General features: G+C 65.7%; 13 protein-coding genes and 7 pseudogenes. 7 read left to right on the forward strand and 13 right to left on the reverse strand.

Annotated elements, in window-relative coordinates:
- Window positions 1-94: 94 nt before the first annotated feature.
- The gene (locus tag ACFCY7_RS11120; RefSeq protein ID WP_376483404.1) at window positions 95-343 is read right to left on the reverse strand and encodes a hypothetical protein; all 249 of its coding nucleotides are present in this window, start codon (window positions 341-343) and stop codon (window positions 95-97) included.
- Window positions 344-580: 237 nt separating this feature from the next.
- Here ACFCY7_RS11120 and ACFCY7_RS11125 point away from each other — a divergent pair, with 237 nt between their 5' ends.
- From ACFCY7_RS11125 to ACFCY7_RS11140, 4 genes and pseudogenes are all read left to right on the forward strand, one after another.
- On the forward strand, window positions 581-793 hold the full coding sequence (locus tag ACFCY7_RS11125; protein ID WP_376483406.1) for a DUF5958 family protein: 213 nt from the start codon (window positions 581-583) through the stop codon (window positions 791-793).
- 176 nt (window positions 794-969) lie between these two features.
- Window positions 970-2031, forward strand: a complete 1062-nt coding sequence (locus ACFCY7_RS11130) for a pentapeptide repeat-containing protein (RefSeq protein ID WP_376483408.1) — start codon at window positions 970-972, stop codon at window positions 2029-2031.
- Window positions 2032-2197: 166 nt separating this feature from the next.
- Window positions 2198-2912, forward strand: a pseudogene (locus tag ACFCY7_RS11135) (transposase family protein).
- Between the two features lie 33 nt (window positions 2913-2945).
- Entirely contained in the window at window positions 2946-3287 is a 342-nt protein-coding gene (locus tag ACFCY7_RS11140; protein WP_376483410.1) for a hypothetical protein, read from the forward strand.
- 25 nt (window positions 3288-3312) lie between these two features.
- Here ACFCY7_RS11140 and ACFCY7_RS11145 read toward each other — a convergent pair.
- Window positions 3313-3546 (reverse strand): annotated as a pseudogene (locus tag ACFCY7_RS11145) (hypothetical protein); the annotation flags it as partial.
- A 201-nt stretch (window positions 3547-3747) separates the two neighbouring features.
- Between ACFCY7_RS11145 and ACFCY7_RS11150 the strand changes: the two are divergent.
- A pseudogene (locus tag ACFCY7_RS11150) lies at window positions 3748-4496 on the forward strand (transposase family protein).
- A 66-nt stretch (window positions 4497-4562) separates the two neighbouring features.
- On the opposite strand, the gene ACFCY7_RS11155 reads toward ACFCY7_RS11150, so the two are convergent.
- The 5 genes and pseudogenes from ACFCY7_RS11155 to ACFCY7_RS11175 all read right to left on the reverse strand — a co-directional run bounded on the left by ACFCY7_RS11155 (window position 4563) and on the right by ACFCY7_RS11175 (window position 7675).
- A complete protein-coding gene (locus tag ACFCY7_RS11155) occupies window positions 4563-5102 on the reverse strand; it encodes an SMI1/KNR4 family protein (protein WP_376483525.1) in 540 nt (179 codons plus the stop codon).
- Window positions 5103-5489: 387 nt separating this feature from the next.
- Entirely contained in the window at window positions 5490-6014 is a 525-nt protein-coding gene (locus ACFCY7_RS11160) for a DUF1877 family protein (RefSeq protein WP_376483412.1), read from the reverse strand.
- A 35-nt stretch (window positions 6015-6049) separates the two neighbouring features.
- Window positions 6050-6418, reverse strand: a pseudogene (locus ACFCY7_RS11165) (ATP-binding protein); the annotation flags it as partial.
- Between the two features lie 17 nt (window positions 6419-6435).
- Window positions 6436-6783 (reverse strand): annotated as a pseudogene (locus ACFCY7_RS11170) (transposase); the annotation flags it as partial.
- 10 nt (window positions 6784-6793) lie between these two features.
- A complete protein-coding gene (locus ACFCY7_RS11175; protein WP_376483414.1) occupies window positions 6794-7675 on the reverse strand; it encodes a hypothetical protein in 882 nt (293 codons plus the stop codon).
- A gap of 643 nt (window positions 7676-8318) precedes the next feature.
- On the opposite strand from ACFCY7_RS11175, the pseudogene ACFCY7_RS11180 reads away from it, so the two are divergent.
- Window positions 8319-9044 (forward strand): annotated as a pseudogene (locus tag ACFCY7_RS11180) (transposase); the annotation flags it as partial.
- A 20-nt stretch (window positions 9045-9064) separates the two neighbouring features.
- On the opposite strand, the gene ACFCY7_RS11185 reads toward ACFCY7_RS11180, so the two are convergent.
- From ACFCY7_RS11185 to ACFCY7_RS11195, 3 genes and pseudogenes are all read right to left on the reverse strand, one after another.
- A complete protein-coding gene (locus tag ACFCY7_RS11185; RefSeq protein WP_376483415.1) occupies window positions 9065-9640 on the reverse strand; it encodes an SMI1/KNR4 family protein in 576 nt (191 codons plus the stop codon).
- 95 nt (window positions 9641-9735) lie between these two features.
- A pseudogene (locus tag ACFCY7_RS11190) lies at window positions 9736-9837 on the reverse strand (HNH endonuclease); the annotation flags it as partial.
- A gap of 1148 nt (window positions 9838-10985) precedes the next feature.
- The gene (locus ACFCY7_RS11195) at window positions 10986-11603 is read right to left on the reverse strand and encodes a DUF4241 domain-containing protein (protein ID WP_376483417.1); all 618 of its coding nucleotides are present in this window, start codon (window positions 11601-11603) and stop codon (window positions 10986-10988) included.
- 968 nt (window positions 11604-12571) lie between these two features.
- Between ACFCY7_RS11195 and ACFCY7_RS11200 the strand changes: the two genes are divergently transcribed.
- Complete coding sequence (locus ACFCY7_RS11200; protein ID WP_376483419.1) at window positions 12572-12706, forward strand: hypothetical protein; 135 nt, start codon at window positions 12572-12574, stop codon at window positions 12704-12706.
- 130 nt (window positions 12707-12836) lie between these two features.
- Here ACFCY7_RS11200 and ACFCY7_RS11205 read toward each other — a convergent pair whose 3' ends face one another.
- The 3 genes from ACFCY7_RS11205 to ACFCY7_RS11215 form a co-directional block, all read right to left on the reverse strand.
- The gene (locus ACFCY7_RS11205; RefSeq protein WP_376483421.1) at window positions 12837-13442 is read right to left on the reverse strand and encodes a hypothetical protein; all 606 of its coding nucleotides are present in this window, start codon (window positions 13440-13442) and stop codon (window positions 12837-12839) included.
- Window positions 13443-13938: 496 nt separating this feature from the next.
- Window positions 13939-14259: a hypothetical protein gene (locus tag ACFCY7_RS11210; RefSeq protein WP_376483423.1), complete on the reverse strand. Its 321-nt coding sequence runs from the start codon at window positions 14257-14259 to the stop codon at window positions 13939-13941.
- A 1047-nt stretch (window positions 14260-15306) separates the two neighbouring features.
- Entirely contained in the window at window positions 15307-15816 is a 510-nt protein-coding gene (locus ACFCY7_RS11215; protein WP_376483425.1) for a MarR family winged helix-turn-helix transcriptional regulator, read from the reverse strand.
- Window positions 15817-15885 lie beyond the last annotated feature (69 nt).

The raw sequence follows: 15885 nt of genomic DNA on the forward strand, positions 1-15885 counted from the left end.
TCACCGCCAGGACGTCCTCGATCCCCTCCGCTCTCCCCATACCAGAACAACGAGTCCCACAGCCGGAAGCCACGACTTGTTTCCCGGCAAGCCCTTAGGCGATCTCGTTGACGCCCAGCTCGGTCTCGCGCCGGAAGGTGCGGCCGTCGTCGCCTCTCGGTTCGGTCATTGCCTGATGATTCCATGATGTTGATTCCGGGCGAAGGCCGGTATCCGCACCAGAGACAGCGCAGGCACCGTTCACGGGGTCGGCCGCCAAACGACTCCTGAGGAAGCCGACAGAGCACGGGCGGCGCCAGCCATCATTGTCGGCAGCAACCGCCTGGCGAACGAAGAGCAGCACGGGTGGACGCTCACCTAATTCCTCAGGCGGAAGTTTATATAATTCCCGATCTGCTGACATGCAGCAGACCCTGAGGAAGTCAGTGAGCCTCTTTCATCCTGTGCTAGAGGGTGAAAGAGACTCACTGAGAGCCACGAACGGCGGAGCCTTTTGAACCACACCCGGCACCCCTGGGCGGGTCAACCATACGAAGGGCTCACCACATCTCGCAGAACAACATAGGGAGCATTTTCAGCGTTGCCCTCAAGGAACCCCAAGAGTTTCGGTTCAATAACACGCGGCCGAATCAACAAACGGCTAGGGAAGATCGCAAGCCTCACTCCCCTAGACGAACGCCGGAAAGCCTTCCGATTGCTGGTCTCGCTCGCGGTTGCCGACGGGCGGCGCCGTGAGCGCTTGTGTTCCAACAGGTGCGGCCACGAGTGGCACAAGCTGGGACCTTCCAACTGAGGGAACGGCACAGTGGCCGAGCGGCCTTACGCCACGCATGCGTCAATGAGGTCATGAGTAGGCCCAGCCGAATCGCAAACCTCCGCCGGACCATGCGTCGTCGCACCCGCGGGAGCCACCCAGAGGGGAGGGGCTCCAGCGCACCCCCGTCGCGGCTGACCCTACTTCTCCTTAGCTTGCCCGGCCTGGCCGCTGTGGGCGCCCTGCTCTTCACCTGGTTGCAGGTCGGCCAAACGAGTGAGGAACTGCGGATCAGCGAACAAGGGCAGATCACCAACCGTTTCAACGCAGCGATCGGGAACCTGGGTTCCAACTCTATGGATTTGCGGCTCGGAGGCATCTACGCACTCGAACGGATCATGAAAGACTCCCCACCGGACCAAAGCACGGTAGTGTCGGTACTCTCCGCATACATCCGTCGGCACTCCCCAGTACAGCCCAAATCCGCGACGCCCCAGCCGCCTGCGGACATCAGGGTTGCGATGAACATCCTGGCTCGACGCGACCCTCAATATGACCAAAGCGCAATTGACCTAAGCCACACCAACCTAAGAGGGTGGTACCCTCAACCCGTTAGGGGTGTGGAAGCCGTCGTCCCGCTACGCGAAGCGATTTTCAGCGGGGCAGACCTGCGTGACATTCAACTCCCCCAAGCGGATCTGCAGGCCTCCAGGTTGGACAAGGCAGACCTTAGCGGGGCTGACCTAAGCCGCGCAAACCTCACAAGCGTCATCCTCAACCAAGCACGGCTTCGTAATACGAATTTTGTCGGCGCCAATCTCGCTGGCGTCTCCTTCTGCGTTGAGGAGGAGACCAAATACCCTTGTGCGGACCTCACCAACACAGATTTCTCCAGCGCAAACTTGACGAACGCAGAACTTTCCGGTTCTGACCTCAAAACTGCTTTGTTCTGCGATGCCGGGTACGACACTACATACCGCGAGAAACTAGGGCTCAAGAACTCATGCGCGACCTTGAAGGGTGCATCTCTCGGCGTCGCCAACTTGAAGAATCGTTATCTCCAAAACGTGGACCTCTCAGACGCCGATCTCGGCCACGCCAACCTCAGCCACGCCGATCTCAGGCACGCCGATCTTAGGCGCGCCAATCTCGGGTACGCTGACCTCTCATACGCCGATCTCACAGGCGCCGATCTCACAGGTGCCTACCTCTCGAACGCCACCCTCGATGGCGTTCAGGGCCTACCGTCACCTTTCCCGGAAGGCACAGAACCCTGACTCCGGTGGGGCTAGCCAGAGCTCGATCGAGGTCGCGCCGTCGCTCAACCACCGGGCTTGGACGTCGCCGTCGCCTTACTCGGATGGTGATCACTCGGCCGCTTGGCAGGATGCCTCAGGGCCTTGAGGGACTCGCGCAAGGCAGTGAGCCCATTCCAAACTACGACTGCTGCGGCGGGAGCTGACCGCTCGGCGGCGACGGATCGGCACCCGCTGGTGTCGACTCACTTGCGGCCGACAGGCGTTGATGACACTTGCCCACCTGGCTGCGGTCACACCTCGCCCAACTCGCGGCCGGGTTCGGCGTCGGCCTGGCCACCGCCCACCGCTACGTCACCGAGGCCGTGGACGTCCTGGCCGTCCTCGCCCCCACCCTCCAGCAGGCCATGGCGGTTGCCGCACGCAAGGCGCTCGTGATCCTGGACGGAACCCTGCTGCCCATCGACCGCATCGCGGCCGACCGCCCCTTCTACTCCGGCAAGCACCGCAAGCACCGCATGAACGTCCAAGTCCTCACCGACCCGTTCGGGAAACTCATCTGGGCTTCGCCGGCACTGGCGGGCGCGGTCCACGACATCCAGGCAGCCCGCTCCCACGGCCTGCTCGACGCCCCCAGCACCGGCAGCATCCGGTGCTGGGCCGACAAGGCCTACCAAGGCTCCGGGCCCTCCGTCCGCGTCCCCTTCCGCGGCCGCTGGAACAAGCTCTCCGCCGGGAAGAAGGCCGTCAACCACGCCCACGCTAAAATCCGCGCGCTCGGCGAACAGGCCATGGCCACCCTCAAGTCCTGGCGCCTGCTGCGGAAGCTCCGCTGCAGCACCACCCGCATCACCGACCTCGTCAAGGCCGTCCTCACCCTGGAGCTGACCGCCTCAACCTGAGGAGGAAGCCGCACTGCCTCCTATACTCCTGGCGTGCTTGATACCTCGAACCTCTTCCACGTTTCGTCCATGCTCAATCGGCAGTCGATCGAACAGCATGGCCTGGATTGGACCCGCATGGGCGCCGCACCGGGAATCGCCGGCAGCCGCCGCCCCGAGGTGGAGGGGATCTTCGTCTGTCGAGGCGAGGAGGAAGCAGGGTTCTTCCTTCAGATCAACAACACCGGTGGGCCGATTGATATCTGGTCCGTGGACGGCATCGATGAGGGATTGCTCCTCGACAACGGCAACGGATTCGTCTACCTGCCCGGCCGCATACCAGCCGCGCAAGTCCGCCTCGCACGATCAGACGTTCCCCTGCAGCATGGCTTTTGACTTCGCGCGGCGGTACGTCTGAGGGCAGGCCCACGCGGAATCTGGCTGCGAGCTCGGCGAAGGTGTGACCGCAGCGAAGGTGGGCCAGGATCGTCCGCGCCTGGCAGCTGCAGGTCAGCCGCCGCCGGGTGCCGACCTGTCGTCGCCGAGCGGTCAGCTCCCGCCGCAGCAGCCGCAGCGCGGAAGTGGACAGATGCAGCCCGGATGGGTGGGCAATGACTCGGGGCTCTAGGCGGAGAAGGTTGCTGTTAGCCGACAACCCATCTACCTGGGGCTTCGTTGTCCCGTCACCGCGCCCCCTCGATCTCACAGCCAGGTTGGAAAAGGCTCAGTGAGCTCTTTCAGAGTGGCCACTGATCGAGTGACCCAGGCCGAGTCAGGCTGAGGACCGCAACGCACAGGGCTCCCGCGCCGTTGAGGGAGGTGTTCGACGTCTCAACCCATCGGCACAGGAGCCTCGTTGGTTCCCCATCCTGCCGCACTCGACCTGCCGCACGCCCTGGTCGAGTGGGTATCCATGCTCATCGTCACCCGTGAGGGTGACCGCCGCTGCAAGCTCCCGCCCCACCAGCGTGCCCTCGTCGGCCGGTCTACCTCCGCCGACACGACACGCTCACGCAGATCGCTGCCGGCTTCGGCATATCCGTCGGCACCGCCCACGCCTACGTCAAAGCCGTCGTTGAACACCTGTCACGAAGGGCGCCCGGCCTCCTGCGGGTCCTGCGCGAGGCCGATCCGGACTACGTCCTGCTCGACGGGACGCTCGCCGAGTGCGACCGGGTCGGCGACAGCCGGGCCGATTTCTCGCAGAAGCACCGCCGTCACGGCGTGAACGTGCAGGTCGTCGCCGATCCCGCGGGCGACCTGCTGTGGATCTCGCCCGCGCTGCCCGGTCGCACCCATGACCTGACCGCGGCCCGCACCCACCGCATCATCCGGATCTGCGAACGCCAGGGTGTCCCCGTCCTCGCCGACCGTGCCTACATCGGCGCCGGCCCCTGGCTGACCACACCGTTCAGACGGCTTCCCGGCCGGGACCTCACCACGACCCAGCAGACGATCAACCGGGCCCTGTCAGCGGCGCGAGTGCCGGTCGAACGAAGCATCGCGAGACTGAAGTCCTGGCGAATCTTCCGCAGAGCCCGCTGCAGCCCCAACCAGATGACCGTCATCGCCGCCGCCGTCCTCACTCTGGAGCGGCAACGCTGACGAAGCTCATTGCCGTTCCAGGGTGAGGACGGATTGGCGATGGCCGTCATGCGGTGGGGAACCGCCTCACGACCAGACGAGTCGGCCTTCGGCAACCTCGCAGACCGGATGGTTTCCATCGGCGATCTTCGTCAGCATCTCCGCCACGGAGTCGAAGTACTGGGCCATCGATTCGTACTCGCCCGTGACCGTGACCTCACCCACGAACCAGCTGCCGACACGCCCGTCCCGCACATCGATGAACTTTCCCATCCAGCCGTCCTGGTCCGACAGAAACGGGATCCACTCATTACGCCAGAACGGATTGTCCGGCTGGTCCGGAGGGTCGAATCCACAGTGCGTAGAGCGGTTCGCGTAGAGCTTCTCCATCGCCCGGATGCCCAGAAAGAAGCTTCCCTCGTCCGGGAACCCGTCGAAGCCGCAACATGCCACTCCATCGTCGACGTCTTCCTCCGGCAGATCCAGACTGTTCTGCAACAGCCACGTTCGCAGGTCCGCAGGCAGGGAGATGCCCATCCGCTCCTCGGCGGCCGCGAGCGTCTGCTCCGTAGCGGGCCCTGGCAGATCTGCGTGATCGACCGGGGCGTGCTGCCGAAGAAGAGTCATCACGCGGGACCAACTCTCAGCCACACTCATTGCACTCTGCCCTCTCTGCATGGATGCCTCTGTCCGACTGCTCCACGACGGAGGTTGCGAAGTGCCGACCGGAGAACCCTGCAGGGATGCTACTTCGTGCGTGCCTCCCACTCCTCCCCACACTATCTTCCGACCCGAAGCACAGGGCCGGCTCCTCAGCACGGTGACCGCCCGTCAAACGGCCACATGCCGAGGCCGTCGAGTACACAGACCGAGCCGCCCTGTTCCTGCGCTTCCTTGCCGACCTCCTCTCGGACCCTCCGAGCCAGTTGGCCGGAGCCCGCTCACCCCCACACCATGACGTCAGTCGTCAGTACCGCCCTCACCCTGGAGGGACGAAGCTGAAAACGCTTAGTGTCAGTCCCACCAGAGCGCGACGAGAAGCTGCCGCTGGGCTGCAGCACGGTAGAACTCGCGTAGGACGTTGAAGTGCCCCAGCACGTACTTCTTCGGGCCACCGACGATCTTGTCTGCGCCGTTGCCGATCAAGGAGGCGGCCTTTGCTTCGTCTGTCGGCAGGGCGGCCAGGAGGGCCGGAAAGTCGATCTGCGCGAGCATTTCCGCAACGCGATCCACCTGAGCCGCGGAAAGGGCCGTGGGGTCTGGTCCGAAGGGGGCGATGGTATGCGGATGTGTGTTGAGGAAGGTGAGGTCGATGGCAGTGTCGCCCTCGAGAGCTTGCCGGAGAGCACTTCGATGGACGTCGTCGAGACCTCCCAGCTCGCAGATCCGTTGGAGCAGGAACGGTGCCCAGTCCAGGTCGAGGACGTCCACGGACGGTGGATCCCAGAGAGGATCTCCATCCGGCGATGCGTCGGCTGACTGGCGGCAGGAGGCGAGATACTCCGCCGGGATGCGGGCGAGTTGCTGAGTGACGGCCATGACGGCAGTATCCCGACGACGTCTACCGGTATTCCCTACTTGGTCTTGTCAGTGGAGATCCTGGGCCGCTTATTCGGCCGATAGCTCTGCCTGTTCATGATCACCTGGTGGCTAATGCTGACGAGCCGGTCCATGAGGGACTCGGCGAGGACGGGGGTGGGGAAGAGGGGATACCAGTTGCTGGGCGCCCTGTTGCTGGTGGCGATCAGCGAGTGTCTCTGCCGCTCGGAGACGAGTTCGTAAAGGTCGTCGGCCTGGGCTGCGGAAAGCTGTCGCGTGGCGAAGTCCTCGAGGATGAGGACGTCGGGGCGGACGAGTTCGCGGATCTGTTTCTCCCAGGTGCGGTCCGCGTGGCCGCCGGCGAGGTCGGCGAGGAAGCGACTGGTCTTGACGAAGCGGACATGGGTGCCCGGACGTGCGAGGAATCAACCAGGCAGCGGGACCAGTCCAACCGGGAGGCCGCGTTGAGCTTGGCTAGCAGGACCTCATCCAAGCGTTGCCAGACGCCGCCCTCGTTCCAGTCCCGCAGCCTGCGCCGGCACGCCATGCCGGAGCCGAAGCGAGCTCTCTTGAGGCAAGATCCCACTGGATCCCGGGTTGCAGCGCGTACAGGATCCCGCAGAGCATCCCATCCCCCAGCCCGGCAGCGGCTTGCGGCCGGATGCCGAAAGCGCCGCTCGCGCTGCGGCAGCAACGCCTCCAGGCGGCCCCATACCTCATCCGACACGGTCCATGGTGACGTGCCCGCCGCCGGCTGATCGGCGGCCACCCCGGCTCTTTCAGTTCATCAGCCGGGGCCGCGTGCCGGGGGTCAGCGCGATCCAGATCGCCTCGCTCTCCCGAATGACGTAGATCTCGTCCACCTGCGCGTTCCAATGGCGCGGCACCACGAAGTAGCGGCCGTCGTGTTCCGTGAGCAGCCGCAGATCTGAGTACCGGTAAGGGTGCAGGAGGTTGTTCGAGAGCTTCTCCTCTCGCACCGAATCCGTCGGCAGGCTCAGTGGTTTGGTACTGAGAACGAGGACTCCCGTCCAGCGGGTGACGGCCGCGGCGTGCGCCTGAGCGTCCTGCCTGCCCTGCTGCCAGGCCACGTTGGTCACCGTCCAAAAGAGGAAGACGCCGGCGGCGAAGACCGGCACAGCCTGGCGGCGGAACCCTTGCGGACGCCGCCCCTCGGCATCCCGGCACTGGCTCAGAAGAAGCCCGACAGCGATGGTCAGGGGTCCGATCCAGCCGTACGGCTGGATCTCCTGCCACAGCGCGAGCAGCACGATCCCCGCGACCACGAAGAGCGGGTACCAGCGCGCCGCGGCAGCCTCGATCCACGTCACACGACGGGGCCGGCGGCTCCACGGGAGGCAGACCAGCAGGAACACGCACCCGGCCGCCACCATGATGTCCAGGTTCAGCAGATTCAAGCTCTCCAGGGCGACCTGGCTGAACCCCAGGTTCATCGAACCCCACTGGAGGTTGAAGTAGTCGTAGTACGTGCTGATGTAGATCGCGCCGAGGTAGAACATCAGCGCGGCGATGAACGTCCCCTGAGCGACGATGATCTTGACGAGAGCGGACGGCCCGTAGAGATCGCCCTCGCCCTGACGCAGCGGTTTCTCGGCGCTGGGCGGCTGCTGCTCCGTCTCGTGCGCAAAAGGCTCGCTCACGTGATCTCGGGAGCCGGCTCTGGGGAAATGCCAGCGTTCCCCGGTGAGCTCTCCTCGGGCGTCGGCGGGGAAGGCGACTGGGTCGGTTCGAAGGGTGGATCAGTCGTTTCGTCGGTGGTCTCCGCCGGCGGAGGAGGCGGGGGAGGGACATAGCCCCCGGACGACGTGTTCGTCGGATCCCGAGTCTCCTCCGTGTCCTGCGTTGGAGGAGCATCCGGGTCCTCGGATGGCGGAGCGTCGGTGTCCCCAATGGTGGAAGCGGGGTCCGGTTTATCAGGATCGCAGGCGGCAAGCCCCGTCATACCCAGCAGCATCAGCAAAGCGAGCACCGCGGCACGTACGCCGCGGACGATCCGGTACGGCATCCGACCTCCTTGATCGTCAGCCAGCGTATGGGCTGACGGGGCGGAAGCAGGTGATCCACGCCTCCCGGGCCCCAGCTCTCCGCCCGATCGGGCGCCACGTCAGCCACCCATCAAGCCCCCCGTTTCCGCTCCTCTTCTCGTTCCGTACGCAGCCGCACTCGATCGCTGGGGCGAGAACGCCGACCCGCTCCCGGCAGGTGCTGCCGGGGTGGGGCGGGTCGGGGTGGGGCAGGGTCAGTTGACGTAGAGAGTCAGGTTCTTGGGCCACCTGGACCAACGGCCTGTGTCGCCCCGAGGCCCGCGAACTCCTCAAGACCGCACCGACCCCTACCCGGGCCGCACAGCTGACCCGCCCCCCCCAGATCCAGGCCGCGCTCAAGCGCGCCGGCCGCCAGCGTGGCATCGAAGCCGAGGCCGACCGCCTCCGCGAGGTCTTCCGCGCCAAGTGGGCCCACCAGCCGCCGCTGGTCGAGGACGCGCTCGGCAAGCAGATGCTCGCCCTCCTCATCCAGCTGGATGCCGCCTGCACCGCCGCTGATCAGCTCGCCGAAGCGGTCGAAGAGGCATTCCCCCAGCACCCGGACGCCGAGATCCTGCTGAGCTTCCCCGGCTTCTGCCCCCAGCTCGCCGCCCGAGTCCTGGCCGAGATCGGCGACGACCGCACCCGCTTCGCCGACGCCCGCGGCCTCAAGGCCTACGCCGGCTCCTCACCCATCACCCGTGCTTCCGGCAAGAAGTCCGCCGTCACCAGAAGGTGGGTGAAGAATGACCGGCTCAACCACGCCGGCTACCTCTGGGTCTTCGCCTCACTCCGGGCATCCACCGGGGCCAACGCCCACTACCGGCGCCGACGCGAACAAGGCGACTGGCACGCGGCCGCCCAGCGCAACCTCTTCAACCGCATGATCGGCCAGCTCTACCACTGTCTCCAGCGTCGCTGGCGTTTTGACGAGAGCCTGGCCTTTCCGGCCTCATCAGGAGCCGCAGATGCCGCTGCCGCATAGATCGGCCAGTCGAGCCGTGCTCAGCAGGGAGTGACTTCGGGGTCGATCGGAGGCAGTCCCCAGGGGTCCAGGGTGCCGTTGCAGTACTCGGCGAGGAACTGGACAGCGCCGCCTTCGTAGTGCCACCAGCCTCCGTTCCGGGAGGCGATGGTGACGAGCCACTGCTCTGGGCTGTCACCCGTCGTGCTCCAAAGGAACTTGTCGCCTTCGTTCGACTCGGCCCACGGCAGGAGACCACCCGGTGCGGGATGCGGCCGCAGACCGATCGACATGCCTGCCTCCCAGTAATCCTGGAGGACTCCTTCCAGATCACCGCGGATACCGCGAAGGCGGTGATGCTCCATACCCGGATCCGGGAGGCCCACGAGCAGAAAGTCCCCGATGGCGAAGGCCTCGTACCTTTCTGCGAGGCGCTTGAAATCGTCAGGCAGCGCAGTGCCCAGGCCGTCTTCGAGCACGGCCCAGTCGATCACGGCACGCTCTGGCCGATGGTGATCAGCCAGCCCCGGAACCGCGCGCTCCAGCGCCTCGATCGCCTGCTCCGGATCTGTGATGCGCTGCGCTGGTGTCTGCGTGCCGATCAGATCGTCAGTCATGGCAGCACCGTGTCGCCCTGCTCGGCCAGCGTCTCCACAACACGCACCACGTCGACCAACATTCCACCCCACCCGTTCGAATAGGCAGGTCACGCTACATGATCGGACAACAGCACCTCCGCGCGGGTGTTGCAGCCGTCGCCCGCGTCCAGGCCCGTGTTCCAGTGCTCAGACTTGTCGCGGGTGTAGCCGGCGCGGTAGCGGCAGTGGCCGACGTGGGGAGAGCGAGCGGAGACAAGCGAGGGAGAACGCGGCACCGCGCAACAGCTTCTTGATCACGAACGACAGAAAGCGGTCCGCTACCCCGCCACGGCGGGTTCTGCAGACTGCCATCAGCCGTCCGGAAGAGGAGATTCACCGCAGAAACGCCACTCCCCCACATCCCCTGAACGAGCGGCGTTTGTGCGCAGGGCGCAGCATGGAAGCAGAGCCCGCCCGGGAAGCCGTCGCACGTTGCACCGGGCGGGCGCCGTCACGTTGGAGATTCCGCTGGCCGGCGCTGTCGCTGATCCCGCTCAGGACGCCGCGGTCACGCCGGAGTACTGGTCCGGGGTCATTGGCGAGAGCCAGAACCACAAACCCGTTCTCGCGTACAAGCCACCCCCCTGACCATGCGGCGCCCGAGGAGTGCCAGTGCCGGCGTTCTCGTCGTCCGTCGGCCGCTGGCGCCCGCCCGGGCCGCCGGTCACCGCGGAGCCCCACGCCCGCTGCGTGCCCCACCCACCCACCTGCCTGCCTGCCTGCCTGCCTGCCTGCCTGCCGGTGGGGATCCTGTATGCACCTGTTGGGGTCACGTCTTGCGCTGTCGGTCCATCAGAAGCTGCTGGAGCTGACGCGGGTTCGTACGGTTGTCATGGACACCCACCACAGGACGGGTTCCGCCGAACGGGTGCCGGTCCCCTCGCTTCCCCGAGCACGACGGGGCCGGCCCCTCCTTTTCGTGCCGTAGGTGACGGTGCACGGTAGAAGGGCTCGCGGGCCTCCTGGACCCCCGCGCGGCCCGGCGCCGCGACCACGCTCGCCCAGCAGCCGATCCGTCTCCGGCATCTGGAAGGTTCAAGGGGCCTGCTCGGATCCTGCCTCGTCAGATCGTGCGCGAGAACATCTGCGAGAAATTGAAGTCCGTGCATGAGGACCGCCCGCCGCCCTTCGGGCGGTGGGCCGTCGAGCGCCGGTTTTGAACCTGACGGTGTAGGTGGGTAGCGGTCAGCCGAAGCATCGGGGAACCGTCCCGTTCGTGAAACGTCACCGTGTCGGACCCGCGAATGGAAGTCTGGGGCTCCGTGCACCTGCGGCAGACAAAGAGAGCAGCCGCCGTCGCCGGGGAGCCCGTGCTGAATGGTCCTCAGGCCAGCGCTTCCATGCCCATGTGGTCCATGTGGTCCATGACGACGATGGAGCTGAGTTCTCTGTTTTCTGTACGGCCGAGCCAGGCTACGGAAAGTCCTTCGGTGGCGGAGAAGGTGATGAGGTCTGCGCCCCGGGCCTCATCACGGATGATCTCGAACTCGCCGCCACCCAGGCTCTCGGTGTCACGTGACACAAGCGTGCCCGGTGCTGTCCTGCACTGCTCCCAGAACTTGCGGAACGGCGCTGTCAGCGCGGGCCAGGCTGTCGCGTCGCCGAAGCTGCCCGTGGAGGTGTCCGTGGAGGTGTCCGTGGAGGTGTCCGTGTTGAATCCGACCTCGTCGCCCTGACGAAAGCGTTCGATGTCGTCGCCTGCGGCGGGGCCCATTTCCCAGACCGCCACCGTGCCCTCCCGCACGCACAGGCGCGTCGCGGCTACCTCGCGGCCGGAGAAGTACTCCCCTATGAACTCGTACGGCGCCTCCGTCCATGCCGCATCCACCCTGTACGCACCAGGAGGGATCCGAACCGCGAGCTCCCGCGGCTCCCCCTCTTCGTCCTCCAGCCATGGGGTGTCCACCACGAGCCAGCCACTTGGCACGCGGATCGACGTCACCCGAGCCACCTCCACCACCTCCACGAACGTCCATGGATCATCACCCCGCACCCCAGCCGGGTGCCCGACGTGAACACCCCATCGAGGTAAGCGCGCACCTCCGGTGCCGCAACCAGCCGACCATCCCCCGCTGTTCCTGGCAGTGGGGGCGGTACAGGTGTGATTCGGGTTGTTCCGGTGCAGGGCGGCATTGGCCTGCATGCGTCTAGAAACGGGGGCTCCATCAGATCGGTAGGCGAACGTCTCGCCTGGCGCATCAGCTGGGAACGGCTATGCGGATAGGCATCATGATCGAGTCGTCACGGGAAGCTGGTCGTCACCTGAGCTGTGCGTTCGCCGAGGTGTGCTCAGCGGCCGGTGCATTGGTGGTACTGCAAGCCGAAAGTCGCTGACAGGGCGCATGCGCCCCCTGTGCTCCGGCACACCGATCTATGCCCTGATGCGGATAGTTACGATCGGCGGCACAGGCTCTGAACGGCCAACCCATCCCACCTGAGAGAGGGCACTGCCATGCCCAAGCGCACTGCCATGTCCGAGAGCGACACGCAGCCCCTCATCGAACTCCGCATGGGAGGACTGCACTTGACGGTGCAGCGCGTGCCTGGATGGCTCATCGGTCTCATCACCACAGCCAGCGGCGCAGGGCTCACATGGTGGACTCAGCAGTAGCCCTGCTGGCACCCTCCAGCCAGCCGCGAGCGACGGCGATAGTGACGATGAACGCCCCGTCGACGCCCCAGCGGCCGTAGGACCAACCACAAAGGCATTCGGCGACATAGAACCACGGCTGCCCCACTTGGCGTCGACATCGCAGGGTGGCTTCCCGCTCATGCCGGTCTCCCTAACGAGCGGGTGCGTGATAGCGGTGGGGACGTGTTTGCCTGACGGCGTGCCGCCGGAGTGTGGGCCATAGCTGCTTCCGGGGAGGCAGCGGCCGGCGACGACATGCCCACCTTCGACTACCGCGCGTGCGACATGTACCGCGAGCGGCGCTGCTACGCGTCGCCCAGGAGGACGACTTCGCAATCACCTTGGTCGCGGAGGACTTCGAGGCCTTCGTCATGGGCCGGATCGACGGGGCCGGCTACGGCACCTCGGTGTAGGACCGGCTCGCCGTCATCGCCGCGCTGCTCGAAAGACACGCCAGCGTGGCCGACAAGGTCGGGTAGCTGTGGGCACTCAGGAATGGTGAACTACTCGCGTCTGAGCGTTCTCTGGTGGAGTGGTCAGTAGTCATGAGTGACCGGCAATGGCTTCTGCGAGCGGAGTGAAGAGCAATGTCCAGTTTCCGGGCAGGAGCTTCACGGACGTGAGGTAGCAGTGGACCACTGTCCGCTCGTCCTGGCGGCCGCCGGCTCCGTTCTCCAGGATGGCCTGCAGACATGCGCCGATGCCCTTGGCGAAGGCGTCCTCATCGAACCCCAGTCGGGTGTATGCCTGCTGAGCGGCTGGTGGCAGGGTGAATGACTCGTCCCACTCGCTGACCGCGTCCAGCAGGTAGAGCAGGTGGCTCCCGGGGGTCGGCAGGTCGGTGCGCAGGCTTGTCGTGGTGAACTCCCGCGCTGGCTGCTCCCAGACCAGCTCTGACGTCTCGACTGCGTCGGCGACGAGGTCCGCCCAGTAGGCCTCGTCGTGGATGCCGTCGGTCTGCCGCATGTGCTCGGCTGCAAACGCGGCCATCGCTTCCGGCTCGTCAATCAGCGGGGAGACAACGAGGTCGCTCGTGTAGTCGAAGCCGAAGTAGTAGCGGCGCCCGTCGAGTGTGAGTGACTCGATGCCAGCCACGTGGCCGACCCGTCCGGGCAGAGGATCGAAGCGCTTGGCAAGTTCCTGTTCCATGCAGGGGAGGGTAACGGTGCCCTCTGACACTGACACTGAAGCGGTTCAGACCGAGGGGGCGAGTTCGTGGAGCTGCCCGAGATCGGGGTACCTGACCGGACAGTCTGTCTCCATGCGGCGATCCCCCGTCTCGTAGTCCTCGACACCTGACAGTAGGCACCCCCACAAATCCAGCCCGGCGTCAACCCCCGAAGGACTTCCGGAGCCCACCACTTACTGATCTTCTCGATAGTCCTGTGGGCTTGGTGGGTCGCTGGTGGGATCCCGATGCGGTGTCTTTCCCGCTTTCGTCTGTCGTTCCTCCTTTGACGCGGCCGCAGTTGACTGAGGCCCGGCGCGTGCGGGCGGTTGATTGTTCGATCAGGAACATTCGGGTGCCGATGCGGTCGCTCATCCCACCGATGGTCTCTGGCGGGGTGGTAAGGGCGTTCTCGCCGACGTCGACGACGTGATTCCCCAGGGGCTGTGGCCACGCGATTCCCCAGGGTCTGGCGGGTCAGCCATCCTCGAATGGTTCGTCACTCCACCTGAACCACGCACGACCGCCACTGATGTGCAGAAGAAACTCCGCGACCGGACCTGAAGGGGCCACGAGCGACAGGGTGTCCGTGATCCTGTCGTAGGTGTCGTCGAACCGGTCGTATTCCTCCGCCTCCATAAGAGCCAGCGACTCGTCGAACCACGGCTTCACCTCCCCGAACGCCGCTGTTGGAACGAAACGACCGTTCAGCCAAGGAAAGTCGGCCTCGTCGATCACGATCTCGCCGAGCGGTTCCTCCTGCCGCATCAGTCGCCAGACTTCGCCCTCGAAACCCATCCCACCAGCCCTCCATCCGTGTCCTGGTATCGCCGGGCAGCCTCTCACGCGGCAAGGACAACGAGGCAGGAGCGCCGGCGTTGCCAGGCGCATCGGCGCTCCCGCATGCCATGGAACTGGGTGGTCAGGGCGAGCCGCTGGGGATCTTGGGCGCTTGTTGGGCCGGCAGCCGGAGCCATTCACAATCGGCCGCCGGCGCACACGTGAACGTGGCTCCGGCAGGCATCTTGTAGGCGTAGATCACCTCAGTGCCACGATGGCCGACTCGCGACGCGCGCAGCCTGTTCGCGCGCTGTCGAACTAGCGAGTCCTTTAACTCGGTTGGCTGCGCAAGGTACGCGCTTCGCAAGTCAAAGCCGGATCCAAGGAACTCGCTGAAACCCGAGCACTCCGCGCGATGACGAGCCGGGGCGACGGCCTCTTCCCGATGACCGCCGACCTGGACGCGGCGGGTGACCACCTCGCCGTACGCCCGCACCTCTCCCCCATCCCCTGAACAACCCGGCCCACAACACGCAGGACAGGCAGGCAGCGCCCCACCTAGACAAGCACCGTCATGACGACGCCAACAGCCCCAAAGATCGGACAAGCCGAACAAGCTCTAGTCCAGGGCAGGCGTGCAGGCTGAACAGGAGGCCTTGGGCCTTCGGCGCTTGCCTTCCGGGGTGAAGGTAGAAGTCTCAGGGAAAAGGCCGCCGCCGCATCGCACCGCGAGAAGCAATGGCCGCTCGCGCCCAGACGACCAGGCCTCGGCTCCCGGAATGCTGCCGTTCCACAGCTGGAAGGCCACCATCGGCTACTCAAGGTCCTCGCTGAGGTAGCCGTGAGTCTTGCCGTACAGGGGGTTACTCCCTCCGAACAAGACAGAGGGAGGCCCGAACTCCGCGATCACGTCCGGCCACGTGCGGTCCTTCTCAGCCCACTACCGCACGGAGCCTCTCATGGCCTCGTACTCCCCGCGAGTGAGGAGCCGGTCCGACTCCAGCCAGCCGCATCCTTGAGCGAACTCCGCGTAGACGAGGCCAAGCCGGTCAGGGAGTTCGTCCATCAGGGTTGCGGGGGGAGCCCGGTGTCACCGCGATCCTGTTCCGTGAGGTGGCTGTCCATGGTGGTGCTCAGGTCGGCCATGAACGCTTCGACCTGTTCCAGGAATTGGGGCGGGTAGTGCGACATCGTGGCGTCGAGGCGGTGGGCGAGCGGGCCGAAGAACTCGTCCGCCCTCTCCTGAATGTGCCCGCCGCTGCGCAGTGTGACGATGCGTCGGTCGGAGTGCTCGCGGGCGCGGGTGATGTGTCCCGCCGCTTCGAGGCGGTTCAGGAGCGCGGTGGTGGCGCCCGTGGACAGGGAGATCCGCTCGCTCAGCCGCGCCGGCGACAGGGGGGTGCCGCGCTCCTCGGCGGCGGCGATCTCCAGGACCGCGGTCGCGTCCGTGGAGTGCAGGCCCAGCCAGGCGGCGAAGCGCCGGCTGAGCTCGGCGTATTGACCGCCGTAGATCCTGAACGACTCCATCAGCCGCTCACGCTGCTCCGCGACACCGTCGCGCACTGCTTCCTCCATGCTTCCGGCCTTCTCTCCTGTCACGCGGTCCGCACGGTCATCCCGCTTTGACAACCTACCGCCACCACT

Origin of the sequence: Streptomyces sp. NPDC056361 (assembly GCF_042262805.1) — a bacterium.
Lineage (GTDB): Bacteria > Actinomycetota > Actinomycetes > Streptomycetales > Streptomycetaceae > Streptomyces.

What these genes read in the sequence shown, in the direction of transcription:
- ACFCY7_RS11155 (WP_376483525.1), bottom strand. Translation starts at nt 5,102, where the DNA reads ATGACTCTTCTTCGGCAGCACGCCCCGGTCGATCACGCAGATCTGCCA.
- ACFCY7_RS11160 (WP_376483412.1), bottom strand. Translation starts at nt 6,014, where the DNA reads ATGGCCGTCACTCAGCAACTCGCCCGCATCCCGGCGGAGTATCTCGCC.
- ACFCY7_RS11185 (WP_376483415.1), bottom strand. Translation starts at nt 9,640, where the DNA reads ATGACTGACGATCTGATCGGCACGCAGACACCAGCGCAGCGCATCACA.
- ACFCY7_RS11205 (WP_376483421.1), bottom strand. Translation starts at nt 13,442, where the DNA reads ATGGAACAGGAACTTGCCAAGCGCTTCGATCCTCTGCCCGGACGGGTC.
- ACFCY7_RS11210 (WP_376483423.1), bottom strand. Translation starts at nt 14,259, where the DNA reads ATGGGTTTCGAGGGCGAAGTCTGGCGACTGATGCGGCAGGAGGAACCG.
- ACFCY7_RS11215 (WP_376483425.1), bottom strand. Translation starts at nt 15,816, where the DNA reads ATGGAGGAAGCAGTGCGCGACGGTGTCGCGGAGCAGCGTGAGCGGCTG.